Below are 23,025 nucleotides of genomic sequence, written 5' to 3'. Positions count from 1 at the left end.
CCGCCATCAAGCAATGAAAAGGACAGGAATTCAGATAAGACTTGGCTATAATAGCCAGCACTCCATTTCTGGTTTGATAAAAGGAAACCGACATGAGCTTGAACGACGTACCTGCAGGTAAAGACCTGCCAGAAGATATCTATGTTGTGATCGAAATCCCTGCCAATGCAGATCCGATCAAATATGAAATCGATAAAGAGACTGGCTCTCTGTTTGTAGACCGCTTCATGTCTACTGCCATGTTTTATCCGTGCAACTACGGTTACATCAACAACACCTTGTCATTAGATGGGGACCCGGTTGATGTGCTGGTGCCAACGCCGTATCCGTTGCAGCCAGGTGCAGTTATTCGTTGCCGCCCAGTTGGCGTGTTGAAGATGACTGACGAAGCTGGCGAAGATGCCAAACTGGTTGCGGTTCCGCACAGCAAACTGACCAAAGAATATGACCACGTTAAAGACGTGCAGGATCTGCCAGAGCTGCTGAAAGCTCAGATCAAACATTTCTTTGAGCATTACAAAGATCTGGAAACTGGCAAGTGGGTGAAAGTTGACGGTTGGGAAGATGCCGCCGCAGCTAAAGCTGAGATCTTGTCTTCTTTCGAGCGCGCGAAGAAGTAACTCTCTGTTTTATATTGAAAAAATAACATAACAAAAAGCACTTCCTGAAGAAGTGCTTTTTGAATGAACAGCAAAAACACCGCCATTGCGCGGTGTTTTTATTTTTCTTTATGTAGATGTCTAAGTTTGTGGCTTTTCATTTTCTTCATTGCGCTTGAGCCAATCACCACTATAAATGCGCGGTAACCCTTCAATCGGTAAACGATAAAGATATATCCAGGCACTGCCGTATGGCGTTTGGATCAACTCACGGCGATAATCCTTGGTATTACTTTTTAGTTCATCTAACTCATTCATAATAGACGAGTTAATCCGATAAACTTCACAATGCACAGTGCCGTCTCCGGGAACAACTGCCGGATAGTGACCTAAATTGTACATATCAAAGCCTTCAAGGTCATGTTCGCCCAACAACTGGGCGTCCGTCATCCAGTGACTATTACCTTGCTTGCGCCGTAAACTACCGTAGACAATAATTCGCATTGTTAGAACTCAAACTGATAAAGCACATCTAATGCCTGATCAATACCAGACACCGCTTCCAGATACAACCTTGGCATCAACCGATAACGTAATGTTAACGTAGCCAGCGAATCAAATATACCGACACCGTATTTGATTTGTAGGTCTTTGGTGACATAGCCACTCACCACCACTTGTGAGCTATCGCCAACTCCTTGAGTATCCAGCGCCAAATTACTGACACCAAATGCCTCGCCGATTTTACCCACCAGCTTACCACTTTGCGCCACGCCCATACCGACCAGCATTGAGGTCATCATGCCGCTGTCAGCCCCGGAATTGCCCAAGCCCTGCCCACGTAACAGATAGGATAATGCTTCTTGCTGCGACATCGCCGGGTCTGAGAATATTTCCAGCCGTGGTGAGTCCGCCATGCCGGTCACCCGCACGCCCGCCGTCACGCCATTGGCGGTCGCATCAGGGTTGCGGATGGCCTCAATATTGAGTAACGGCTGATCCGGTGGCCCGGAGAACAGCAATATTCCTTTGTTAACAATCAAGTCCTGACCATAAGCGCGGAAGCTGCCGGATGGGATATTAATCTGCCCATTCAGCCCTAACCCGCGCTGATCCTGCACCATTTTCAAATTGCCTTGTAAGCGCGCTTTCAGGCCAAATGCATTCAGGCGAACATCATTACCCACCCGAATCACCAGATTACTGTTAATCGGGATGCTGGCTGAACGCGGTGAAATGGGCTTCAAATCATTATTGAGCATCACTTCATCAGGCGAGACGCCGACCGCGCTTTCTGGCACTTCTTGCACGGTAATGCGCGCCCACGGGATATCGACCGAGCCATTAAGGGTAAACAGTTGCGGCGTGGCTTCAAAAACAATGTCCGGCGAAACATCAATCCGCACCATCGGCGGGACAGTCACTCGCAACTTATTGCCTTTCGCCGCAATTCTGGCCCGCCAGGCATTAATATCACGCCAGTCAGCATCGCCGGAGAGATTAAGCTGCCCCTGAGAGGTGCGAATCAGCCCCTCCAGTGTCGAGGTCATCCCGTCGAAATTCATCGCCAGACGCCCTTCGGTGATATCAAATGGCATCCAGCTACCATCGACATCCACATTATCCAGCGCTAACCGCCCAAAGACTAATGGGCTTTTCGCATTGCCGCCCAAACGGAGGTTGGCGTTTAATGTCCCAGCGGCTTTTTCACCGTCACTCAGAATCGGGTTAATCATTGCTAGCGAGAAATTACTGATGGCAATGTTACCGGATAAATTACGCCGCCCTTCCGGGTCAGCCACCTGCACCTGCCCGGAGAATTGACCATTATTCACCAACTTAATCAACCAGTCGGCCCGAACCTGCCCATTCGCTATGCCACCATTCAGATTCAGGGTTTCAAAGGCAATCGGCAGCGGGTTGCCCTGCACCATTTGCTGGACTTTGACGCCATTACCACTGAGTGACACCCGCACATCCGGCAAGCTGCCACCGGCCTTCCAACTCACATCAGCCCGCCCGCTGAACACGCCACTCATGGTGGTATCTGGGCCAAGAAAAGGTTTTATCATCGCTAAATCAAAGCGATTCAGTATCACCGCCGCCTGCCCACTCGGGCCGGCTTCAATCGCGCGCGGCACACAAAGCTCGGCATTCGGGTTAAGCCAACAATGTGGCCCGATGGTGACCCGCTCGAGGGTATTTTGGTAATCCAATGCAATGGCACGGCTTAAGCGCCATTCACCAACCGGCGTATCAAAGCGCGTGTTATTCAGCGTTCCGCGCCAGCGCTCTTGCTGCCGGTCGAAGCTTCCCTCTAACGCCAACTGGCCGGAAACCGGCTCGCCCTGCATGTTGAGGCGTAACTGATGCTGTTTTTCACTGCCACGGGCATCCAATGTCAGGAGGCTGACCAGCAAGTCAGCTTGCTTGAGCTGCTCGACTCTGATGGCCAACTGGCCCTGAATTTGATCTGTCGAGCGAACATCGCCATCAATTTTGACCCGGTTAATGGTCAATTCTTGCCATTGCAGACGATTCGCGGTGAGATCCGCCAATAACTGTGGCGCTTTTAGGTTCCCGCGTAATTTCAGTGTCCCTTTGACGACACCGCCCAACCCCGGCAACGCGCCGTCCAGTTGCGGCGCATCGACATTGGCATCAAGCAGCCAGTTATCATTCAGGTCGCCTTTGACATCCAGCTTATTGCGCCCTAATGCCAGATTGATGCCCGGAATATGCCACTGACCCGCTGCATTGCCGGTCAATGAACCGCGCGCAGTGACGCGATTTTGTTTTACATTGCCGTCCAGTGTTAGCTCCGGCACCTGTAATTGCCAGCTACCGCCGTGGAGACTGCCGCGAGTCACAATCTTGCCATCCAGTTTTGCTGGCCATTCCGGCCACTGTTTGGCGGTATTAATGCCCGATAGGGTTAATACCGAGTTCCAGCTGATTGCTTTACTCCAATCCACCACCCCGGTCAGGTCAGTATTACCTTGCAGCGCCGCCAGACGTAGGCGCGTCAGATTGAATTGCTCGACATTCCCTTTGCCATCCAAAGTGAAAATCGCGGGCGGCAAGTCGGTTCCTTTAACATCCGAGCGAATGGAGAGCGCATAATCTGTCGCCGCCCCATTGAAGCGCATTCTAAGATTATCGAGTTGAAACTGAGGTTCGCCGCTCAGTGGCCAATGCAATTGTTTGCTTTGCAGAGTGAGTGCCATTGGCAAACCCGCCTGTGACAACGCGGTTTCAGCCTCCAGTTGCGCACTGACCGGGCCAGACAAATTAAGCGCGACCTTGAGCTGCTCACGTAGTGCGCCGCCCACAGTCAGCTTCACTTTCTCGCCTTTCAGTGGCTCAATGTTCAACCCACTATTGATGGTGATACTCAGCGGCCACTTATCCGCCAGTGTTGCCTCACCCTGGGCGGACAATGTCCCCTGCGGCGATTTTATATCGAGCGTATTCAGTGTGATGCGGTTTTCTTGGGTACTGGCTTGCAGTAAAACACTGCTGATAAGCACATCGGTATCACCGGTCAGCCGGAGTTGTTGCCCTGAAATTTCTTTAATCTGTAAATCCAGTGGCAGCCGGAAGTCCGGCAAATCGGGCAATAACGGCTTGGCAAACAGTTCTTTTAAGGTTTCCCCCAGCGGGGTTTCAGGTGGTGCGGGAGCTGCGGCCTGTTGCTCAACTGCTTCTTTGACGGCGATGGCGGTTTCAACCGCAGGTTTAGCGGCATCAGGGACGATAGCGGGCACGGTTTTCGGCAATGCTATCAATAACCCACTGATTTTAGTCGGCATCAAGTCTAACGCCCGCTGCTGCCAATGAGCGCCTGTGCGGAATTCATCCAGTGAAATCGCGGTGTCATCAATAGTCACTTTGACATTATTCAGCGACAGCAAACGTAAAGTAATGGGATACGGGGTGCTCAGTTCGCCCATCGGCTCAGTGCTGGCCGGGGTTTCTGCCGCAGGCTCCATGGCTTTGGTATCCACCACCACATCCACATCTTGGGCGGTCAGCGCGTTGACGCACAGTTCACTGCGTTTCAAGCATGAAAGCTGTAAAGACAGATGAAACTGCCCGGCTTTGACACTGACACCCGGCATTTGGTACTGAATACCTTTGAGTGTCATGTCACGCCAGCCCCCGCTGACACTGGCTATATCCAGGCCAGGCACCCAACGCGCGGCACTGTTGATCAAAAAATGCAAACCGCTGGTGGTGCCGAGTAAGCCCGCCAGAGTTCCGACCAACAGCAGGATAATGAGCAGAAACGCAATACTGAGTCTCTTTACCCACCTTAGTTTCTTTACCGGCATCGGTTTTTTTACCGGCATCTGTTCCTCTATTTGCGTCGGTTCTTTTATGTGAGTCATAGTTCAGGCCCCAAACCGATATAAAATTGCACGCCACGTGCTTCGTTGTCACCAATAGGTTTCGCGATATCCAGCTTAATCGGGCCAACCGGGGAAGCCCAACGCACCCCGACCCCGGCACCGGTTTTTAAATCACTCTTGCGAATATCATTTACCGCTTCACCGGTATCGACGAATACCGCGCCCCACCATCGGCCAGTGACGTTATATTGATATTCGAGGGAGCCGGTGGCTAATTTAGAGGCACCGGTTAACTTACCTTCACTGTCGCGCGGAGAAACATCACGAAATTTATAACCGCGAATGCTGCGGTCCCCACCGGCGAAGAAGCGCAGTGACGGCGGCACGCGGTCAAAGTTATTGGTTTCAATCCAGCCCAAATTGCCGCGCGCGACAAAACGGTTTTTCTCACCCAAGGTGCGTATCCACACGTTTTGCGCCTGGAAGATGCCGAAATCAACATCGGACCCCCAAGTGGTATCAGACCAATCAATGGAATAGCGCTGGCTATCACCCCAGACCGGCATTGCCCCACCGCGCTGGCGGGTGCGGTTAATACTCACCCCTGGATACAGCAGCATGGTGGTGTCCGTCACGCTGCCCTGAGTAAAGTGATCCAGACTCCAGCGCAGGTTGATTGCCCGCTGCCAACCGCTGGATAAATCCCAGAAACGGGCGACGTTAAGGGTGGTGGTATCTGATTTGGTGTCATTCAGATCCGTGCGTTTAAACCCGCCCTGCAACAGGTAATATTGTTCAAGCGGGTTTTTTAACAGCGGAATGCGATAGCTGAAATCCAGCGTCTGCTCAGGTGCCGAGAGGCTGGTGCTGGTGGTGAGACTGTGGCCGTAGGAGTTCACCCAAGGTTTACGCCAACTGGCGGTCAAACGCGGGCCGACATCGGTAGCATAGCCGCCCCCCAGTTCCACTGTATTTTCTGTTCGTGGCGTCACCACTGCATCGAGCGGCAGGATTCTGGTTTTTTTCGCATCGCGGAAATCGGGTGAGACGACCACCGAGTTAAACCAGTTAGTCGCAGAAAGACGGCGGTTCAGTTCAGCCAGATCATCGGCGGAGTACAATTGCCCCTCATGAAATGGCACTAAATTTTGCAAAAAATCCTCACGGATTTGCGCGCCCTGGAAGATAACTTTACCGAAGCGATAGCGCTCGCCGCTGTCGAAATCAATATCCCAGAAAGCTTGGCGCAGTTCTGCGGCAACACCTAACTGGCTTTTGATCATATTGGCATCGAAATAACCCCGGCGTAATGCCAGGCCGGTCAATGAACTTTTGAAATTATCAAAATCGCCATGATTAAGCACCGAGCCAATTTTGGGCGTATCGCGGCGCACCAGTGCCTGATAAGCGGGATCTGTTTTCGCCCCGCCTTGCAGCACAATATCCACACCAGCAATTAAGACTGGCTCTCCGGGAACCACTTTGGCGACTAAAACTGAGCGCGCGGGCGCTGGGCGCTCCTGTAAATCAAAAGTGATGGTGGGGTCGTAATAACCCAAAGCCCGTAGCCCCTGGCGAATGGCTTCATCCACCCGCGAGCGAAAGCGCCCATCAGCCGTGATTTCATCAGTGCCAATTGTTGATAAACGCGCCCTGACGTTTCTCTCTAAATCCCCGCTAAGGCCCTCTACCTGCAACCGAACATTGGCCGCATAGGCAATGGGTGTGGCGAGCAATACACACAAAAAACATAGAATAGGGTATCGTGGCACGCGCGCTCCTGGTGAATTGTACTGTCCTATAAAAAAACGATCTTACGGGCATGTGTGAAAAAAAAGTCCAATCAAACACACTATACTCTAAATAATTCGAGTTGCAGGAAGGCGGCAAGCGAGAGAAACCCGATGAGCTTACTGTTTTGTAAGTGATTCGGGTGATTGAACGTAGCCAACGCACATGCAGCTTGAAGTATGACGAGTATATTATCCCGCGTACAAAGACCGATCTAAGCCTATTACCCCTAAAACTCCACCTTAAGCCGCTACATTAACGTGGAATGGGTCTTATTGTGTGCAAACTCGCAATCAGATACAACTATCTATAACCATTCACTGTAAACATCTTGTTAGTTATTTACTGTAAACTTAGGATTAACTGTAAACATCGGAGTCTATTGTGGTGCAAAATTTTGATAAAACTACCGTCATTGATGTGGCGAATGCTTTACCGGGGCGACTGACACCGATGCCAGTAGCAACTCTCCATGTGGTTAATGGGCATTCCATGACGCATGTACCTGAAAATAGGGAAGTTGCTATCTTCGCCATGGGCTGTTTCTGGGGTGTCGAGCGCCTATTTTGGCAGCAACCGGGCGTTTATAGTACCGCCGCGGGCTACAGTGGTGGATATACCCCAAATCCAACCTATCATGAAGTGTGCAGCGGGCGCACCGCCCATGCCGAAGTGGTGCGCGTGGTTTTTGACCCCGCCATGATTAGCTATAAACAACTATTACAGATTTTCTGGGAAAATCACGATCCCGCTCAAGGCATGCGCCAGGGGGGAGATGTCGGAACTCAATATCGTTCAGCCATTTACGTGCTGACACCCGAGCAGGAAGCGCAAGCGCAAGAGAGCAAAGCACTGTTCCAGCAAGCCATGGAAAAAGCCGGTGACCGCCGGATGATTACCAGTGACATCACTGTCGCCCTGCCGTTTTACTATGCTGAAGATGACCATCAGCAGTATTTATACAAAAACCCGCAGGGATATTGCGGCCTGGGCGGCATTGGCGTTTGTATGCCACCTAATTTGTAAGGCTGGCGGCGCTCTCGCCGCTACTGCTATACTACTTCGGGCTGTTTACTCAGCCCGATAGCGGCTTTCTGCCGTCATCTTGAATTCAACATTGAACTCATTGAGTTAACCCAATAAAACAGTATGGCCCTTCCTTACGAGCGCCGGCGCTATCGTCGGTACGACACGGACAGATTATGTTAAACAGTATTTTACTGATTCTATTTTTAATCGCAGTGAGTGCCTTTTTCTCGTTATCCGAGATTTCACTGGCAGCATCGCGAAAAATTAAATTAAAACTTCTGGCGGATGAAGGCGATATCAACGCCTTACGGGTACTTAAATTACAAGAAACTCCGGGGATTTTCTTCACCGTGGTACAGATTGGGCTGAATGCCGTTGCTATCCTCGGCGGTATTGTCGGTGATGCCGCATTCTCCCCTTCTTTCAAAGTGATATTCGAACGCATTATGTCGCCGGAGCTTGCTGATCAAGTCAGCTTCATTTGCTCGTTTGCGCTGGTAACCAGCTTATTTATCTTGTTTGCAGATTTAACCCCGAAGCGCATCGGTATGATTTCACCTGAAGCGGTTGCCGTTCGTATCGTCAACCCGATGCGCTTCTGCATAATGATTTGTCGCCCATTAGTTTGGTTCTTCAATGGGATGGCGAATCTGATCTTCCGCCTATTCAAACTGCCAATGGTTCGCAATGACGACATCACATCAGATGATATCTACGCCGTGGTAGAGGCAGGTGCATTGGCGGGGGTATTACGCAAACAAGAGCACGAACTGATTGAAAACGTCTTTGAGCTGGAATCTCGCACCGTCCCCTCTTCCATGACATCCCGCGAAAGTGTGATTTATTTTGATCTACGGGAAAGTGAAGACAGCATCAAAGAAAAGATTTCGACCCATCCGCATTCAAAATTTTTGGTCTGTGATGGTCATATTGATCAAGTGGTGGGTTATGTTGACTCCAAAGACTTGCTGAACCGGGTGTTGGGCAACCAAAGTTTGGTGCTCAGCAGTGGAGTGCAAATCCGCTCGGCGTTGATCGTGCCGGACACTCTGACCCTCTCTGAAGCCCTGGAAAGCTTTAAAACGGCGGGTGAAGACTTCGCAGTTATTCTTAACGAATACGCTTTGGTCGTGGGGATAATTACCCTGAATGACGTGATGACCACGCTGATGGGCGATTTAGTCGGCCAAGGGCAAGAAGAACAGATTGTGGCCCGTGATGAAAACTCGTGGCTGATTGAGGGCGGCACCCCAATTGAAGATGTCATGCGCGTTCTGCATATTGATGAATTCCCGCAATCCGGCAATTATGAAACCATCGGCGGCTTTATGATGTATATGCTGCGCAAAATTCCCAAGCGCACCGATTTCGTCAAGTATGCCGGTTACAAGTTTGAAGTGGTGGACATTGATAGCTACAAAATCGATCAGTTATTGGTGACCAGATTCAGTGACCAGCCGACCCCAATATTGCCGAAAGCGCCGCATGAAAGCAGTGATGCATAGCCGGCCAGCTAACCGAAATCGTGATTGCTGAAAACATTAGCGGCCCCTAATTAGGGGCCGCGATTAATTCTGTTCGGAGATGTCGCTAGACTTCTGTTTGTAGCCGCATCACTTGCCGGTTAACTTCCGACATCACCTCAAAGTGGCGCTTATCCCTAACTTTCGGGATTAAAATTTTGCCCTTATCAAACTCAAAAGCCCCCATATCCTTGATATACAACCGGCCGCGAAACAGTGTTTTGACATACATCGCGATTTTTGCCGGGTTGTAACGTTGGAAGATCCTCATTGTTTTACTTTCCTCCCTTAGCACTGATACGCACCCTTTGGCACCTTAGCGACCAAGTGAGCAGGTGGCGTAAGATAATTGCAGAGTAATAGACCTAGAGTATGGGGTTAAGTTCCTACAAAACCAGTCATTGATGCTGCATTTACACAATATTACAGTATTATTGAGAGAAAATGAGAGTTTGTAACAGAATAACCATCTAGTTACTGTCAGAAATAATTCTTTTAGACAAACAGGACAGACCTCTGATCTGCACCTATTATTGGGAAACTTGCCTGTTTACAGGAATAAGTACCGACATGACTCATAATAGCCATAAGATCCAAAAGGACATCCCATGATAAAAAATAGCCTGCTTATACTATCGCTGCTTTTCACCCCATTAATGGCCAGCGCTCTCACCATTCAAGTTGACCAGCGAGTGCCGCCGGTAGGTGTCAGTGATAAAGGCGAATTAAATTACGATAAGGCTAGTGATCAGTTTAGCTACAAAAACTGGAATAGCGCACAATTGCCGGGAAAAGTGCGAGTTGTCCAGCATATTGCGGGCCGCACAGCAGCAAAAGAACTGAATGCACCGCTAGTGGAAGCTATCAAGCACGCTAATCTGCCACACCAACATTACCAAACGACGACAATCGTCAATACCGATGACGCTATCTTCGGCACCGCGGTGTTTGTGCGTAATAGCATTGAAACCAATAAGCGGGAATTCCCTTGGTCGCAGTTTGTGGTAGACAGCACCGGGAATGTCAAAAAGGCTTGGGGTTTAGCGGAGAAAGGCTCGGCTATTGTGGTTCTGGATCAGCAAGGAAATGTTAAATTTTTCAAAGACGGCGCGCTGACCCCCGCAGAAGTGCAGCAGGTCATCGACCAACTGCACCAGCTCGTGAAACAATAGAATTAGAATATAGACACCCGAAAGCCGGGGTTCAGGAAAGATTCACGGGGGGTGTAAGACAGTGGTTTACCCTGCCAATCGTGAACCTGCGCCCCAGCCGCCATAGCAACAGCATGCCCGGCCGCCGTATCCCATATATTCGTTGGCCCAAAGCGGGGGTATAACTGTGCTTTTCCTTCGGCGACCAAACAAAACTTGAGTGATGAGCCAACTGCTACCGTCTGATGCTCGCCCAATTGCGCCAAATAATCTTCCAGTTCAGCATCACTGTGGGAGCGGCTGACCACCACCAGCGGCGGGACGGCATCACGCACCTCAATCTGCATGCGCCGACCACACTCTTCTTTCCACGCCTGACCGTTTTCCGCGCTGTACATCACCTCGGTCACCGGGGTGTAAACCACCCCCAACACCGGCACCCCTTGGTCAATCAGGGCGATATTGACAGTAAACTCGCCATTACGGTTTAGGAATTCCTTGGTACCATCCAGTGGATCAACCAGCCAATAGCGCTGCCAGTGCTGCCGCACCGCCCAAGTAGGAGGATCTTCTTCCGATAACAGCGGGATATCGGGGGTCAATGCTGCTAACCCAGCTTTGATAATCTGGTGAGCCGCTAGATCCGCCGCCGTGACCGGCGAATCATCCTTTTTATGGGCCACATCAAGGGGCTTCTCGCCCTGATAGACCGCCATAATCGCCACGCCTGCTTCGCGGGCCAGTTGGCAAATTTGCTCTAACATCATCCACCCCTTGGTATTATGAGTATGTCGAATATTGATAGTGATGCTTAAATCAATAAGGGTTCCTGTCAGGTCTCACTCACTCTATATTCATTTTAGAACGTAAAACTAAAATAAAAATTAATCATTACAAAGCCGAACATCCCTTTGGCAGACTAATAATTTTCCAGCCAAATAGCCACCTTTGTGGGATAAGGCCCAATGAAATCAGGGGAATTAACCTGCTGCAACTGTGAGCATCTCGGCGTTATCCGCAACCATTTTCTGCCAAACTTCACACTTTGCTATGACGACCTATTAAATTTACATATTCTTTTGCGATACAGGTCGAATTGTTTTGTTAATGGAAAAGACACAATGGAGAAAGCCATGTTTAAGCGCCCGCTGACGTTATCCCTCCTTGCCAGCCTGATTGCTGTCGCAACCTCAACCGCGCAAGCCGCTACTGTTGATCTGCGAGTGCTGGAAACCACCGATCTGCACAGCAATATGATGGATTTCGATTACTACAAAGATAAACCTACTGAGAAGTTTGGTCTGGTTCGCACCGCGAGCCTTATTGAAGCCGCTCGCCAACAAGCCACTAACAGTGTGCTGGTGGATAATGGCGATCTCATTCAAGGTAGCCCGCTGGGCGATTATATGGCCGCCAAAGGGCTAAAAGCCGGTGAGATTCACCCTGTTTATAAGGCGATGAATACACTGGACTATGCCGTGGGTAACATCGGCAACCATGAATTTAATTATGGTCTGGATTACCTGAAAAAATCACTGGCGGGGGCCAAATTCCCCTATGTGAATGCCAACGTTATTGATGTCAAAACCGGTAAGCCGCTGTTTCAGCCCTATTTAATTGTCGACACTCCGGTCAAAGATCGCGATGGAAAAAACCATAATCTGCGTATCGGCTATATTGGCTTTGTGCCGCCGCAAGTCATGATATGGGATAAAGCCAATCTCACCGGCAAAGTCACCGTCGATGACATCACCGAAACGGCCAAAAAGTGGGTGCCGGAAATGCGCCAGCAAGGTGCCGATTTAGTGGTCGCCATCCCCCACTCCGGCCTCTCCAGTGACCCCTATAAAACCATGGCGGAAAACTCGGTTTATTACCTCAGCCAGGTTCCGGGAATTGATGCCATTATGTTTGGTCATGCCCATGCTGTGTTCCCAAGCAAAGATTTTGCCGCTATCAAAGGAGCGGATATCGCGCAGGGGACACTCAACGGTATTCCGGCAGTGATGCCCGGCCAGTGGGGTGACCATCTTGGCGTGGTTGATTTTGTGTTGAATAATGACCAAGGTTCCTGGCGGGTGACTCAAGCTAAAGCCGAAGCTCGCCCTATCTTTGATAAAACCACACAAAAATCATTAGCCGCCGAAAATACCAAATTGGTCAAGGTGTTAGCTGCCGATCACCAAGGTACCCGCGATTTTGTCAGCCAGCCGATTGGCACAGCCTCGGATAATATGTACAGCTATTTGTCACTGATCCAAGACGATCCGACCATACAAATTGTCAATAATGCCCAGCGCGCCTATACCGAACACTTTATTCAGGGCGATCCTGATTTAGCTGATTTACCGGTGCTTTCTGCCGCCGCGCCCTTTAAAGCCGGTGGCCGTAAGAATGACCCAGCCAGTTTTGTCGAAGTGGAAAAAGGCGAGCTGACCTTCCGCAATGCCGCTGATTTGTACCTTTACCCGAACACTTTAGTGGTGGTCAAAGCCAGTGGTGCGGACGTCAAGCAGTGGCTGGAGTGCTCTGCCGCGCAATTTAATCAAATTGATGTCAACAGCAGCAAGCCGCAGTCGCTGATTAATTGGGATGGTTTCCGCACTTATAATTTCGATGTTATCGACGGCGTTAATTATGAAATTGATGTCAGCCAACCTGCTCGCTATGACGGCGAGTGTGCGCTGATTAATGACAAAGCTGAGCGCATCAAAAATCTGACTTTCAACGGAAAACCTATTGATCCAAAAGCGACATTCCTGATTGCGACCAACAATTACCGCGCCTATAGCGGTAAGTTTGCCGGTACCGGTGATAGCCATATTGCATTCGCCTCACCGGATGAAAACCGCGCGGTTCTGTCAGCGTATATCAGTGCGGAAACCAAAAAACAGGGGCAAGTGACCCCGCAAGCAGATAACAATTGGCGTCTGGCGACTCTTGAGAGTCAGCATCCGCTGGATATCCGCTTTGAAACCTCGCCAAGTGCCAAAGCCGCTGAATTTATTAAGCAAAAAGCACAATACCCAATGAAAGCAATGGGGACTGACGAGATTGGTTTTGAAGTGTATCAAATTGATTTACATAAGAAATAACCGCTAACAACAGCGCTTTACGGAGCGCTGTTGTTACTCCTACTACCTCTTTAGAGCTATATCGCGATTAATAACATGCATTTATTATGCATCTTATAGATATTTAATTACTCAATGAGGTGTCATCATGGATTACCGCAATCAGTCTCTGGGTGCTTTGGCTATCGCCATTCCACGGGCAACAAAATTATTTCGTCAAAATCAGTTGGATTTCTGCTGTGGTGGCAAGCAAACACTGTTACGAGCAGCCACTAAGCTAAATCTGGATATTGACACGCTAGAGGCGCAGTTGAGCGCCTTACAAACCGAGCCGCAATCATCTGAAGATTGGCAACAACAACCACTGGCGAACATCATTGATTTTATTATCAGCCGCTATCACAACCGCCATCGCGAGCAACTGCCAGAATTGATTCTAATGGCTGAAAAGGTTGAGCGCGTTCATGGCGAAAAACCAGCATGCCCTCGAGGGCTGGCGACCGAACTTATGGCTATTTTAGAAGAGCTTACCCAGCATATGTACAAAGAGGAGCAAATTCTGTTCCCGATGATCAAACGCGGCATGGGGTCACAGGCGGGTGGGCCCATATTGGTGATGGAAGCTGAGCATGATGCGGTAGGGCAACAGTTGGAAGTGGTTAAACAACTGACACAAAATATGACGCCACCGGAAGGTGCCTGTAACACTTGGCGGGCGCTTTATACCGGTATCAATGAATTCATAACTGACCTGATGGAACATATTCATCTGGAAAATAATTTGCTGTTTCCCCGCGCACTGGATGGCGAATAACCTCACTGTAGATTATTGAACTGGTCAATAAACGCAAAAAGGGCGACATAATGTCGCCCTTTCTCATGCCATTCTTTACCGAAATTACAGAATTTCCAGCAGTTCCACTTCAAACATCAATGCGCTGAATGGTGGGATAGTCGCACCAGCACCACGCTCGCCATAAGCCAGGTTATGCGGGATATACAGCTTCCACTTAGACCCAACTGGCATCATGGACAAAGCTTCAATCCAGCCGGGAATAACGCCGCTGACTGGGAACTCTGCTGGTTGGCCGCGCTCAACTGAGCTATCAAATACCGTGCCGTCAACCAGGCGGCCAGTATAGTGCACGCGCACGCGGTCTTGGCGAGATGGAATTGGGCCATCACCCGCCTGTAATACAGAGAATTGTAAGCCGGACTCGGTGGTGGTGACATCATCACGCTTGGCATTTTCTTCCAGGAATGTTTTCCCTTCTTCTACCAAAGCCTGTTGGCGTTCAACGCGAACTTTATCAGCTTTTTCATGCACTTCTTGCAATGCGCGATGTATTACATCAACAGGGACAGTCGGTGTATTCCCTTCCATCGCGTCACGCAAACCTGCCAACAATGCCTCTGGCAATAAACCTTCCAGCCCGGACTCTTGCAATTGCTGCCCGATTTGTAAACCAATTCCGTAGCTCGCTTGCGCTTCAACGCTATCAAAAGAAGGGGTTGTCATGGATTTTCCTTTAGTCGCTAATCATGTCGAAGCCGCCAGCATAACAGCAGCAGGGGAGCGCGGTAAAATCTTGCTTCGTGAATGATGACTTTTATCGTAGAAAAAGAAACAATGGTAGCAGGCTAATGGGGAACATCCCCGTTTATACTCGTCATGCTTCAAGCAAGAAAGGTTATACTTAGAAGCCTATGGGTAAATTGCCCTTTTGTTATTTTATGTTGTTGAAGAGAGGTCACCATGGGCAGAATCGCGCCCAGGAGAAGGAAAAGCACTCGAGTTTATCAGCCATTGCTGCGCACCTGGCTGAGTTTCCGGCAGAGGGTATTGCCGGAGACTAAAAATGCTGATGATCAAAATCTGATGTCAGAAGTCAGTGCGTCTGAACACATTTCTCCTGCTGAGGATATCGCCTCGGCTGAAAATAATGTGTCCCCGGAAACTGTCGCAACAGCTGCACAGGAAAAAGGGATTAAAGGGCTGTTACTGAAAATCTGGCATTTACCGGACAGTTTTGAGTGGATGGAGCCTTTGCCTCTCTTTCACCGCCGTTGGGTCATTATTGCGACCACGGTATTACTGCTGGCACTGCTGTGGCCGGTTTCCCGTGATAATACCAATAACACCTTCCCGGTGAGTACGCCGTCCACTGACGTGCCGCTACAGGCCCAATTACAAGGTAATCTTGATGCTCCGCCACCTCCAACGGTGGCGTCTCCACAGATACCCCCGTTACAAGGGAACTGGCAGAGTTATCAAATTCAATCAGGGAAAACACTGGCGCAGCTGTTTCGCGATAATAATTTGCCCGTGAATGAAGTTTTTGCGATGGCGCAAGTTGAAGGGAATGATAAACCACTCAGTAACCTCAAAGCCGGGCAAGAAGTTAAAATCATGCTGGATGCAGAAGGCGTGGTCGCGGCTCTGGCCATTGAATCCGCCAATAGTCCGGAAGCGCTGTTTACCCGGCAAAACGATGGCAGTTATCGTCGCGAACGTTAATCCCAGCCGCCCCTAATCACTTCTGTTTACCGCCTTATTTTCTTTGATAGTGTTATCCCGCCGCTCCCGAAGTAGGTTGTTTCTGGATGGTTCACACCATCCATAACACCAGAAAATACTCATAAGGGAGCGATTATGAAATATAAATCACCTGTTTTATGGCTACTTTGCGCCCCATTAAGCGCAGTGGCTCAGCACTGTCCAGCGATTAATACAATCCAACAAATAGGGTTATTTTATTCCGCCGAAACCGGCGGTGATGAGAAATGGATAGGCTCCTTGCAAGGATCTATACCGCAGAACAAAACCGCGATTAAAGATTTCAGTGAGGCACTGTTAATTATCGACAGTGAAAACGAGGAGGGTAATAGCGTCCATCAGGGGAAGTTTCAAAAATGTACTTATAACTTGCAGGCCGAGGGTTGGCAGTTAGATATGTATTACGGGAATAAAACCTGGCCGGCATCCATCAGTGGTAAACCTCATTGGCAGTATCAGCAGACGGCTTTTCTTGAAATTTACCACTGTTCGGAAGTGGCGGCTGAGGAATGTCAGTTTGATATTTTGCCATCGGAATCGGCATCCTGACGGCTATTTTCTCTTTACCGGAAAACAAAACACCGCCAGAAAGCAAAACGCCAGCACGAGGCTGGCGTTTTAGCAGGTTAACAGTAGCGTAACTTACGCTTCTGCAACCACAATCACGTTCAGTTTAGCGAATACGTCGCTGTGTACCTGGAAGTGAACTTCATGCTCACCAGTGGTACGCAGAACGCCATTCGGCAAACGAACTTCGCTCTTGGCCACTTCAACGCCAGCCGCAGTTACAGCGTCTGCGATGTCGCGAGTACCGATAGAGCCGAACAGTTTGCCTTCATCGCCAGATTTAGAAGCGATAGTAACGCTAACCAGTTCGTTAATTTTAGCAGCGCGAGCTTCAGCAGCAGCCAGAACGCCAGCCAATTTGGCTTCCAATTCTGCACGGCGTGCTTCAAAGAACTCTACGTTTTTCTTAGTTGCCGGAACAGCTTTACCTTGTGGAACCAGGAAGTTACGAGCGTAGCCCGCTTTAACATTCACTTGGTCACCCAGGCTGCCCAGGTTTGCTACTTTATCAAGCAGAATAACTTGCATTACCTTATCCTCTCAAAGTCGTTAATGGACAGTGGCCGATTACTGATGACGATCAGTGTACGGCAACAAAGACAGGTAGCGTGCGCGCTTGATACAACGGGCGAGCTGACGCTGGTATTTTGCGCGAGTACCGGTAATACGGCTCGGGACAATTTTGCCACTTTCAGTGACATAATTTTTCAGCGTAGCGATATCTTTATAATCAATCTCTACAACGCCTTCCGCGGTAAAACGGCAGAACTTGCGACGACGGAAATAACGTGCCATTTGGCTAGTCTCCAGAATCTATAAATTCAATCTGCTCGGCATGCAGAACCAATTTGTTCAGCCCATTGCGACCTTGATGGCAGCTAATGAAGCCTTCAACGGTTAACTGACTGCCGACCGTTATGCTGTGAGTTAATGCTTGTGACTTTTGTCCGCTGACAATAACAGGCATTCTGCACCATGTTTGTCGGCTGAATCCGGCTTCCTGCTGTGTTGATCGGTGCTCAAGCACAAATTGACAATGCGGAATGCCAGAAGGACTGACTTTTCGAACCGGTGTCTTGCACACAGTGCCAGAGAGTACCAGACGATTAGTGGTCACCACGGCAATTACTCTTCAGAATCCCCAGCTTCAGAATCATCATTGGCTTCTGACGCGAAGTCGTGACGCTCACGGCGTTCGTCTTTCGCTTTAACCATTGGTGATGCTTCAGTTACCGCGTGTTTAACGCGCATAACCATGCTACGGATAACGGCGTCGTTGAAGCGGAAGTTTGTTTCCAGCTCATCGATCGCTTCCTGCGGGGCTTCTACGTTCAGCAGAACGTAGTGAGCTTTGTGCAGTTTATTGATCGGGTAAGCCAGTTGACGGCGGCCCCAGTCTTCCAGACGGTGGATCGTGCCAGCAGCATTAGTGATTGTTGCACTATAGCGCTCGATCATGCCCGGAACCTGTTCGCTTTGGTCAGGATGGACCATAAAAACGATTTCGTAATGACGCATCGATTATTGCTCCTTACGGATTATTCAGCCTCCTGATAGGGTCAACCGCGGCCCATGGAGGCAAGGAACGTGTTTGTGTGCGGCTGAAAAATGACGCGTAACTATACTTGCGGGCGGTTTGAAACTCAAGGACTGGCGGGGATTTATTCTTGTTCTAACCATTACTCTGCTAAAACCGCACTTTTTGTTCATGACAGAACCTATGGATGTTAATCCATTAGTCAGCTAAATATTTCAATAAAATCATTAGTTCTGCATATATCATTCATTTTTTTTGACCAAGTGAATCAATTATCGCGTATTTTTAAATTAACAAAAGCGACTAGAATTATTTACATCCACCGCATTTAAAGCGGTACCGCGCAAAGAAAAGTTATTCAAAGTAAATAAACATACCCTAAATAATTCGAGTTGCAGGAAGGCGGCAACTGAGCAAATCCCCAGGAGCTGACATAAGTCAGTGACTGGGATGCGTGAGCGCAGCCAACGCGTCTGCGGCTTGAAGTATGACGGGTATAAGATTTTGGAGTCACCTATGAAACATACACTCACCATCGCAGCCGTACTCGGCTTGGTATTATCAACCAGCGCTTTCGCTGCCACAGAAATAACCGCCCAACAAGCTATGCAGCAACAGCGCGTCAGTATCGGCGCACTGTCACTGGGCCACAATGTGGTTTCTCCTGATGATGCCACGGCGCAAATCAGTCAATTAGCCGATGAACGCGGAGCCAGTTCTTATCAGATAATTGCTATGCATGAACCCGGCGATAACAGTTCCATACACGTTAATGCCGTTCTCTATCGCTAAGATTCAAGCGATAGATAAATACAACACCAGAGAAATGCCTGGAAACACCGAGAAAGAAAAAGATTGCCCACAGACTCATTCCCCCCGCTTGTCGGGGGGTTTTTATAGATATTGACTGAAGCTTTTTATAGATTTTGACTAAAGAAAAGCGTCCCCGCAGCCAGGGCGGTTGGGGTTATTTTATGCCCAATCCCCGCTTCTGTGAGATAGGTTAGGTGCTTATCGCGCCCACTGATTTGCAGAGCTTGAACCAACCGCGCACTCTCTGCCGCCGGCACCACGTCATCCGCTTCACCGTGCCAAACCAATAATGGCCGATCAGCAATTTTTTCTAACTGATGGGTAAGCTCATAATCTGTCAGAGGTGCCAGACGGCGCTCAAACTCTGCCGCGCTGACCTCGCGCCCGCCCTCCAAGGGAGGGTACAGAGTGTGCGCCAGCGATGTAAAATAACCCGACCCCATAAAATCGGCGGCGACACTGACCCACGGATAGCGGGCAAACGCGCCCAACGCCGTCATCCCGCCCATTGATGCCCCCGCAATACCAATCCGCTCTCCCTCAATCAATCCCGCCTGTTGATAATGTTGTTTAATTGCGGGCAGCTCATCAATATTCGCTTTCAGGATCTCCCAAAAATGAGAGAGTCGCCGAGTTTCATTACCCTCAAAACGCGCGCCATGCATGTCCGCATCCGGCACGATAGTGCGAAAACCCGCTTGGGCGAAAGCATAAGCAAAATAGGAATAAACCTCTTTTGACGAGGTGTAGCCGTGATAAAAGAAAATGGTCGGTAGCGGCTGCTGGCGCTTACCCGCAGGGGCCGCATGGATGACCTCAATCCCATTAATGTTTTCCTGCGACATCTCAATCATGGCGAGAATCCTTTATTTATCAAGCACAGCATCAATACGAAAAACCGATTTATAGACTTAAAAACTTAATGCAGTTTGAAGTATGGCGGGTATAAAGTCTTAAACTAATTTCTTCCAAGATATTCCCTCATCTTTGAGCTTGAGCGTTACACTTGAGAAATAATGGGCGAGGCGGTGACTGCCCTGCTGACAAAGAGGCAAAAATGAAGATAAAACGCACAATGGTGTTCTTACTGATCACTCTGGGGCTTTCGGCTTGCAGTGCTTTTCACGTCACCCCTGCCCCGCCGCCAGTGGCTCAGCCCTATGCTCAGGAAATTACCCGCGCACAGAGCCTTAATTTACAAAAAGTGGGCACCGTTTCTGCTCAAGTATTTGGCAGCCCGATGGATATTGAAGCTGAAATTAAACGTAGGGCGACAGCCCGCGGCGCACCCTATTATTTAATTATCATGATGTCCGACAGTGTTTATCCGGGTATTTGGTATGCCAATGCCCTGTTGTATAAGTAAATTATTTGTATAAGTAAATTGTTGCTTTGTCATCCCGCAATCCCGGTGGCGCGGCTCAACAACCGCGCACAAACCGCTTCCGGCAAGATATATTGATCCCGGTGGTCGAGTGTCATGCGGCACCAGGCATCGGCTAACGGCGGTGAAGCAAACCGCAGTAATTGCGATGCGCAGCACAAATCAAACAGTTGCTGGGTTATCGCCCGCCCTTGTTCTTCCTTAGGATTTTTTAGCCGCTGCTGTAATTGCCGCCATGCCCGATCAAATAACCGATTTTGCCCTCGCACTGGATAAAACTCTTGCTGAAGCATGTCTATCGCAGAGGGGAGCTTGCGGAAAGTGCGCAGCACATCAAGACACATAATATTGCCGGAGCCTTCCCAAATACTGTTGACCGGCATTTCCCGATAAATCCGCGGCAACTCACTTTGCTCGCAATAGCCAATCCCACCGAGCACCTCCATCGCCTCCGCAACAAACCCGCTACCCAGCCCACAGACGCGGTATTTTGCCGCCGGTGTCAGCAATCGGCTGAATATCTGCTCATGAATTTCGCCGGTTTTTTCCCATGCGCTGGCTAAGCGCATCAATAGCGCGGTGTGGCCCTCTAAACGCAATGCCATGCGGCTTAAGACTTGTCGCATCAAAGGTTGCTCAACCAATGCCTTACCAAAAGCTTGCCGCTGCCAGGCATGGTATAACGCGACGGAAAAAGCGCGCCTCATCAGACCATGGCTACCGAGCGCGCAATCAAAACGAGTATATCCGCCCATTTTTAGAATTTGGCGAATGCCGTCGCCCTCCTCCCCCAATAACCAGGCGGTGGCGTGATCAAATTCGACCTCGCTGCTGGCATTAGAGCGGTTGCCGAGTTTCTCTTTCAAGCGCTCTAAGCGGATGGCGTTGTAAGTGCCGTCCGGCAATATTTTCGGCAGGAAGAAGCAAGATAAACCGCCCTCAGCTTGTGCCAGCACCAGATGCGCGTCACTTTGTGGCACCGAGAAAAACCATTTGTGCCCGACCAGCCGATAAGCTTCTCCATGGCCACGCACTGCCAGCGGCTCGGCTCTGGTAGAGTTACTTAATACATCAGAGCCGCCCTGTTTTTCCGTCATGCCCATGCCAATCAATAAACCCCGCTTTTGGCTACCGACGGTTTGATGTGAGTCATAGCGGTCTGAAAGCAATGGCGGTAGCCAATTTTGGAATAGTGGCGGAAGTGTTTGTTGCAGCAGCGGGATCGCGCCAAATGTCATGGTTATCGGGCATAACGTCCCTGCCTCCACCTGAGCATGCAGGATAAAGCGCGCCGCACGGGCGACAAAAGAACCTCTGCGGGCATCTTCTTGCCACGGCAAATTATGCACCCGGTGGCTGACCAACTCTTGCATTAACACATACCAGGCCGGATGAAATCGCACCTGACCCAAGCGCTGCCCAGCGGCATCGTAGCGCAATAATTCTGGCGGATTGGCATTGGCCAGCCGCCCTAGTTCAAGTGATTCCTGCGAACCCAGTTGCAGTCCAATCCGAGAGAGATCTTCTCCATCCCAGTCCGCATGTTCCCGCAGCACCGCTTCCCGCAGGGCCATATCAGACAGAAATAAATTACTGTTCGACAATGGCTCTGGCTGATTGAAAACCAAGTGAGTCTGCCACTCCATACCTTCCTCCATTCCCATATTCATTATGAAACTGTCATTCATAAATCAGGGTTAAGTATGGTGCAGACGAAGCTTTTTGCTGGCGGGCTTATCACAAACAGAGATTAATCTACTCTATATGACTGATAATGGTGAAAAATTCCCCTATCTGAAAAACAAAAAGCCAACATCCGAAAATGTTGGCCTTTTTGACATGCAGGGATGAAATGAATATTAAGCTTTCAGTGCTCGCTGACGTACCGCTTCAAACAAACACACCCCTGTAGCAACCGATACGTTGAGTGAAGAAACACTCCCCGCCATCGGGATGCTGATCAGCTCGTCGCAGTGTTCGCGGGTCAAGCGGCGCATACCCTCACCTTCGGCCCCCATCACCAGCGCCATCGGGCCGGTCATTTTGCTCTGATATAAAGTGTGGTCAGCTTCACCGGCGGTGCCGACAATCCAGACATTGTGCTCTTGTAAAACCCGCAGTGTGCGCGCCAAATTCGTCACTTTAATCAATGGCACGTTTTCAGCAGCACCACTGGCGACTTTCTTGGCAATGGCATTAAGCTGCGCCGAGCGATCCCGCGGCACGATAACCGCGTGTACTCCCGCAGCATCCGCACTGCGCAAACACGCGCCCAGATTATGGGGGTCAGTGACGCCATCCAGCACCAACAGGAAAGGCGTTTCTACACTTTCCAGTAATGCTGGCAAATCATTTTCCTGATATTGACGCCCTTCACGGACTCGCGCCACGATACCTTGATGGACACCGCCCTCAACTTGTGAATCCAACCACTGGCGGCTGGCAACCTGAATGACCAAACCGGCAGCTTCCAGTTCAGCAATCAAGGGCTGTAAGCGACGATCGTCACGACCTTTCAGAATAAAGACTTCCAAAAACCGTTGTGGATCATTGTCTAACAAGGCTTTGACGGAGTGAATGCCGTAAATAATTTCGCTCATGATGCTCTTTTATAAATGATTAAATATAAATGAATGCGGGCGACCAGG

General features: G+C 49.7%; 23 protein-coding genes. 10 read left to right on the top strand and 13 right to left on the bottom strand.

Annotated features, from left to right (window positions below; all coding sequences use genetic code 11):
* Nucleotides 1-92: 92 nt before the first annotated feature.
* Nucleotides 93-620: an inorganic diphosphatase gene (ppa, locus tag FTA91_RS06720; protein ID WP_004875436.1), complete on the top strand. Its 528-nt coding sequence runs from the start codon at nt 93-95 to the stop codon at nt 618-620.
* Nucleotides 621-740: 120 nt separating this feature from the next.
* Here ppa and FTA91_RS06715 read toward each other — a convergent pair whose 3' ends face one another.
* The 3 genes from FTA91_RS06715 to tamA are packed head-to-tail and all read right to left on the bottom strand — an operon-like array spanning nt 741 to nt 6,723.
* Nucleotides 741-1,103, bottom strand: a complete 363-nt coding sequence (locus tag FTA91_RS06715) for a gamma-glutamylcyclotransferase family protein (protein ID WP_050115074.1) — start codon at nt 1,101-1,103, stop codon at nt 741-743.
* A 2-nt stretch (nt 1,104-1,105) separates the two neighbouring features.
* Nucleotides 1,106-4,933, bottom strand: a complete 3,828-nt coding sequence (tamB, locus tag FTA91_RS06710) for an autotransporter assembly complex protein TamB (RefSeq protein ID WP_222423114.1) — start codon at nt 4,931-4,933, stop codon at nt 1,106-1,108.
* Nucleotides 4,934-4,986: 53 nt separating this feature from the next.
* Nucleotides 4,987-6,723 (bottom strand): autotransporter assembly complex protein TamA, encoded by a 1,737-nt coding sequence (gene tamA / locus FTA91_RS06705; protein WP_050115069.1) that lies wholly within the window; start codon nt 6,721-6,723, stop codon nt 4,987-4,989.
* A gap of 406 nt (nt 6,724-7,129) precedes the next feature.
* Between tamA and msrA the strand changes: the two genes are divergently transcribed.
* Complete coding sequence (gene msrA / locus FTA91_RS06700; protein ID WP_072082652.1) at nt 7,130-7,768, top strand: peptide-methionine (S)-S-oxide reductase MsrA; 639 nt, start codon at nt 7,130-7,132, stop codon at nt 7,766-7,768.
* A gap of 176 nt (nt 7,769-7,944) precedes the next feature.
* Nucleotides 7,945-9,276, top strand: coding sequence for a polyamine export protein PaeA (gene paeA / locus FTA91_RS06695; RefSeq protein ID WP_145534391.1), 1,332 nt, complete (start codon nt 7,945-7,947; stop codon nt 9,274-9,276).
* A gap of 85 nt (nt 9,277-9,361) precedes the next feature.
* On the opposite strand, the gene FTA91_RS06690 is transcribed toward paeA, so the two are convergent.
* Nucleotides 9,362-9,565, bottom strand: a complete 204-nt coding sequence (locus FTA91_RS06690; protein ID WP_005156335.1) for a DUF1107 domain-containing protein — start codon at nt 9,563-9,565, stop codon at nt 9,362-9,364.
* A gap of 337 nt (nt 9,566-9,902) precedes the next feature.
* Here FTA91_RS06690 and FTA91_RS06685 point away from each other — a divergent pair, with 337 nt between their 5' ends.
* Complete coding sequence (locus tag FTA91_RS06685; RefSeq protein ID WP_050115063.1) at nt 9,903-10,466, top strand: YtfJ family protein; 564 nt, start codon at nt 9,903-9,905, stop codon at nt 10,464-10,466.
* Between the two features lie 2 nt (nt 10,467-10,468).
* On the opposite strand, the gene cysQ is transcribed toward FTA91_RS06685, so the two are convergent.
* Nucleotides 10,469-11,209, bottom strand: a complete 741-nt coding sequence (gene cysQ / locus FTA91_RS06680; RefSeq protein ID WP_050115062.1) for a 3'(2'),5'-bisphosphate nucleotidase CysQ — start codon at nt 11,207-11,209, stop codon at nt 10,469-10,471.
* Between the two features lie 357 nt (nt 11,210-11,566).
* Here cysQ and FTA91_RS06675 point away from each other — a divergent pair, with 357 nt between their 5' ends.
* Both FTA91_RS06675 and ytfE read left to right on the top strand, forming a co-directional pair.
* Complete coding sequence (locus FTA91_RS06675) at nt 11,567-13,540, top strand: bifunctional 2',3'-cyclic-nucleotide 2'-phosphodiesterase/3'-nucleotidase (RefSeq protein ID WP_050115060.1); 1,974 nt, start codon at nt 11,567-11,569, stop codon at nt 13,538-13,540.
* A 127-nt stretch (nt 13,541-13,667) separates the two neighbouring features.
* Nucleotides 13,668-14,333: an iron-sulfur cluster repair protein YtfE gene (gene ytfE / locus FTA91_RS06670; RefSeq protein WP_050115058.1), complete on the top strand. Its 666-nt coding sequence runs from the start codon at nt 13,668-13,670 to the stop codon at nt 14,331-14,333.
* 84 nt (nt 14,334-14,417) lie between these two features.
* Here ytfE and FTA91_RS06665 read toward each other — a convergent pair whose 3' ends face one another.
* On the bottom strand, nt 14,418-15,038 hold the full coding sequence (locus FTA91_RS06665; protein ID WP_004875448.1) for a peptidylprolyl isomerase: 621 nt from the start codon (nt 15,036-15,038) through the stop codon (nt 14,418-14,420).
* 237 nt (nt 15,039-15,275) lie between these two features.
* Here FTA91_RS06665 and FTA91_RS06660 point away from each other — a divergent pair, with 237 nt between their 5' ends.
* Entirely contained in the window at nt 15,276-16,037 is a 762-nt protein-coding gene (locus tag FTA91_RS06660) for an OapA family protein (protein ID WP_050115056.1), read from the top strand.
* Between the two features lie 135 nt (nt 16,038-16,172).
* The gene (locus FTA91_RS06655; RefSeq protein ID WP_050115054.1) at nt 16,173-16,625 is read left to right on the top strand and encodes a DUF3757 domain-containing protein; all 453 of its coding nucleotides are present in this window, start codon (nt 16,173-16,175) and stop codon (nt 16,623-16,625) included.
* A gap of 93 nt (nt 16,626-16,718) precedes the next feature.
* On the opposite strand, the gene rplI is transcribed toward FTA91_RS06655, so the two are convergent.
* The 4 genes from rplI to rpsF are packed head-to-tail and all read right to left on the bottom strand — an operon-like array spanning nt 16,719 to nt 18,161.
* The gene (gene rplI, locus FTA91_RS06650; protein ID WP_038636905.1) at nt 16,719-17,171 is read right to left on the bottom strand and encodes a 50S ribosomal protein L9; all 453 of its coding nucleotides are present in this window, start codon (nt 17,169-17,171) and stop codon (nt 16,719-16,721) included.
* Nucleotides 17,172-17,210: 39 nt separating this feature from the next.
* Nucleotides 17,211-17,438, bottom strand: a complete 228-nt coding sequence (rpsR, locus tag FTA91_RS06645; protein WP_004392491.1) for a 30S ribosomal protein S18 — start codon at nt 17,436-17,438, stop codon at nt 17,211-17,213.
* 4 nt (nt 17,439-17,442) lie between these two features.
* Nucleotides 17,443-17,763: a primosomal replication protein N gene (gene priB / locus FTA91_RS06640; protein WP_049613473.1), complete on the bottom strand. Its 321-nt coding sequence runs from the start codon at nt 17,761-17,763 to the stop codon at nt 17,443-17,445.
* Between the two features lie 5 nt (nt 17,764-17,768).
* Nucleotides 17,769-18,161 (bottom strand): 30S ribosomal protein S6, encoded by a 393-nt coding sequence (gene rpsF / locus FTA91_RS06635; protein WP_002210153.1) that lies wholly within the window; start codon nt 18,159-18,161, stop codon nt 17,769-17,771.
* Nucleotides 18,162-18,696: 535 nt separating this feature from the next.
* On the opposite strand from rpsF, the gene FTA91_RS06625 reads away from it, so the two are divergent.
* Nucleotides 18,697-18,972 (top strand): YdgH/BhsA/McbA family protein, encoded by a 276-nt coding sequence (locus FTA91_RS06625; protein WP_050115092.1) that lies wholly within the window; start codon nt 18,697-18,699, stop codon nt 18,970-18,972.
* 125 nt (nt 18,973-19,097) lie between these two features.
* On the opposite strand, the gene yjfP is transcribed toward FTA91_RS06625, so the two are convergent.
* Nucleotides 19,098-19,847: an esterase gene (gene yjfP, locus FTA91_RS06620; protein ID WP_050115053.1), complete on the bottom strand. Its 750-nt coding sequence runs from the start codon at nt 19,845-19,847 to the stop codon at nt 19,098-19,100.
* Between the two features lie 203 nt (nt 19,848-20,050).
* On the opposite strand from yjfP, the gene bsmA reads away from it, so the two are divergent.
* Entirely contained in the window at nt 20,051-20,359 is a 309-nt protein-coding gene (gene bsmA / locus FTA91_RS06615; RefSeq protein ID WP_145534388.1) for a biofilm peroxide resistance protein BsmA, read from the top strand.
* Between the two features lie 29 nt (nt 20,360-20,388).
* On the opposite strand, the gene FTA91_RS06610 is transcribed toward bsmA, so the two are convergent.
* Entirely contained in the window at nt 20,389-22,035 is a 1,647-nt protein-coding gene (locus FTA91_RS06610) for an isovaleryl-CoA dehydrogenase (protein WP_145534400.1), read from the bottom strand.
* Between the two features lie 201 nt (nt 22,036-22,236).
* A complete protein-coding gene (gene rlmB, locus FTA91_RS06605) occupies nt 22,237-22,977 on the bottom strand; it encodes a 23S rRNA (guanosine(2251)-2'-O)-methyltransferase RlmB (protein ID WP_011815427.1) in 741 nt (246 codons plus the stop codon).
* Between the last annotated feature and the right edge of the window lie 48 nt (nt 22,978-23,025).

This window comes from Yersinia thracica (genome assembly GCF_902170565.1).
GTDB lineage: Bacteria > Pseudomonadota > Gammaproteobacteria > Enterobacterales > Enterobacteriaceae > Yersinia > Yersinia thracica.
The sequence above is the reverse complement of the archived record's forward strand: the minus strand, read 5'-3'. Positions and strand labels throughout refer to the sequence as shown.

Coding starts and splice junctions, on each gene's coding strand:
- ppa (WP_004875436.1), top strand. CDS start 93: ATGAGCTTGAACGACGTACCTGCAGGTAAAGACCTGCCAGAAGATATC.
- FTA91_RS06715 (WP_050115074.1), bottom strand. CDS start 1,103: ATGCGAATTATTGTCTACGGTAGTTTACGGCGCAAGCAAGGTAATAGT.
- tamB (WP_222423114.1), bottom strand. CDS start 4,933: ATGCCGGTAAAGAAACTAAGGTGGGTAAAGAGACTCAGTATTGCGTTT.
- paeA (WP_145534391.1), top strand. CDS start 7,945: ATGTTAAACAGTATTTTACTGATTCTATTTTTAATCGCAGTGAGTGCC.
- FTA91_RS06690 (WP_005156335.1), bottom strand. CDS start 9,565: ATGAGGATCTTCCAACGTTACAACCCGGCAAAAATCGCGATGTATGTC.
- FTA91_RS06685 (WP_050115063.1), top strand. CDS start 9,903: ATGATAAAAAATAGCCTGCTTATACTATCGCTGCTTTTCACCCCATTA.
- cysQ (WP_050115062.1), bottom strand. CDS start 11,209: ATGTTAGAGCAAATTTGCCAACTGGCCCGCGAAGCAGGCGTGGCGATT.
- FTA91_RS06675 (WP_050115060.1), top strand. CDS start 11,567: ATGGAGAAAGCCATGTTTAAGCGCCCGCTGACGTTATCCCTCCTTGCC.
- ytfE (WP_050115058.1), top strand. CDS start 13,668: ATGGATTACCGCAATCAGTCTCTGGGTGCTTTGGCTATCGCCATTCCA.
- FTA91_RS06665 (WP_004875448.1), bottom strand. CDS start 15,038: ATGACAACCCCTTCTTTTGATAGCGTTGAAGCGCAAGCGAGCTACGGA.
- FTA91_RS06660 (WP_050115056.1), top strand. CDS start 15,276: ATGGGCAGAATCGCGCCCAGGAGAAGGAAAAGCACTCGAGTTTATCAG.
- FTA91_RS06655 (WP_050115054.1), top strand. CDS start 16,173: ATGAAATATAAATCACCTGTTTTATGGCTACTTTGCGCCCCATTAAGC.
- rplI (WP_038636905.1), bottom strand. CDS start 17,171: ATGCAAGTTATTCTGCTTGATAAAGTAGCAAACCTGGGCAGCCTGGGT.
- rpsR (WP_004392491.1), bottom strand. CDS start 17,438: ATGGCACGTTATTTCCGTCGTCGCAAGTTCTGCCGTTTTACCGCGGAA.
- rpsF (WP_002210153.1), bottom strand. CDS start 18,161: ATGCGTCATTACGAAATCGTTTTTATGGTCCATCCTGACCAAAGCGAA.
- FTA91_RS06625 (WP_050115092.1), top strand. CDS start 18,697: ATGAAACATACACTCACCATCGCAGCCGTACTCGGCTTGGTATTATCA.
- yjfP (WP_050115053.1), bottom strand. CDS start 19,847: ATGATTGAGATGTCGCAGGAAAACATTAATGGGATTGAGGTCATCCAT.
- bsmA (WP_145534388.1), top strand. CDS start 20,051: ATGAAGATAAAACGCACAATGGTGTTCTTACTGATCACTCTGGGGCTT.
- FTA91_RS06610 (WP_145534400.1), bottom strand. CDS start 22,035: ATGGAGGAAGGTATGGAGTGGCAGACTCACTTGGTTTTCAATCAGCCA.
- rlmB (WP_011815427.1), bottom strand. CDS start 22,977: ATGAGCGAAATTATTTACGGCATTCACTCCGTCAAAGCCTTGTTAGAC.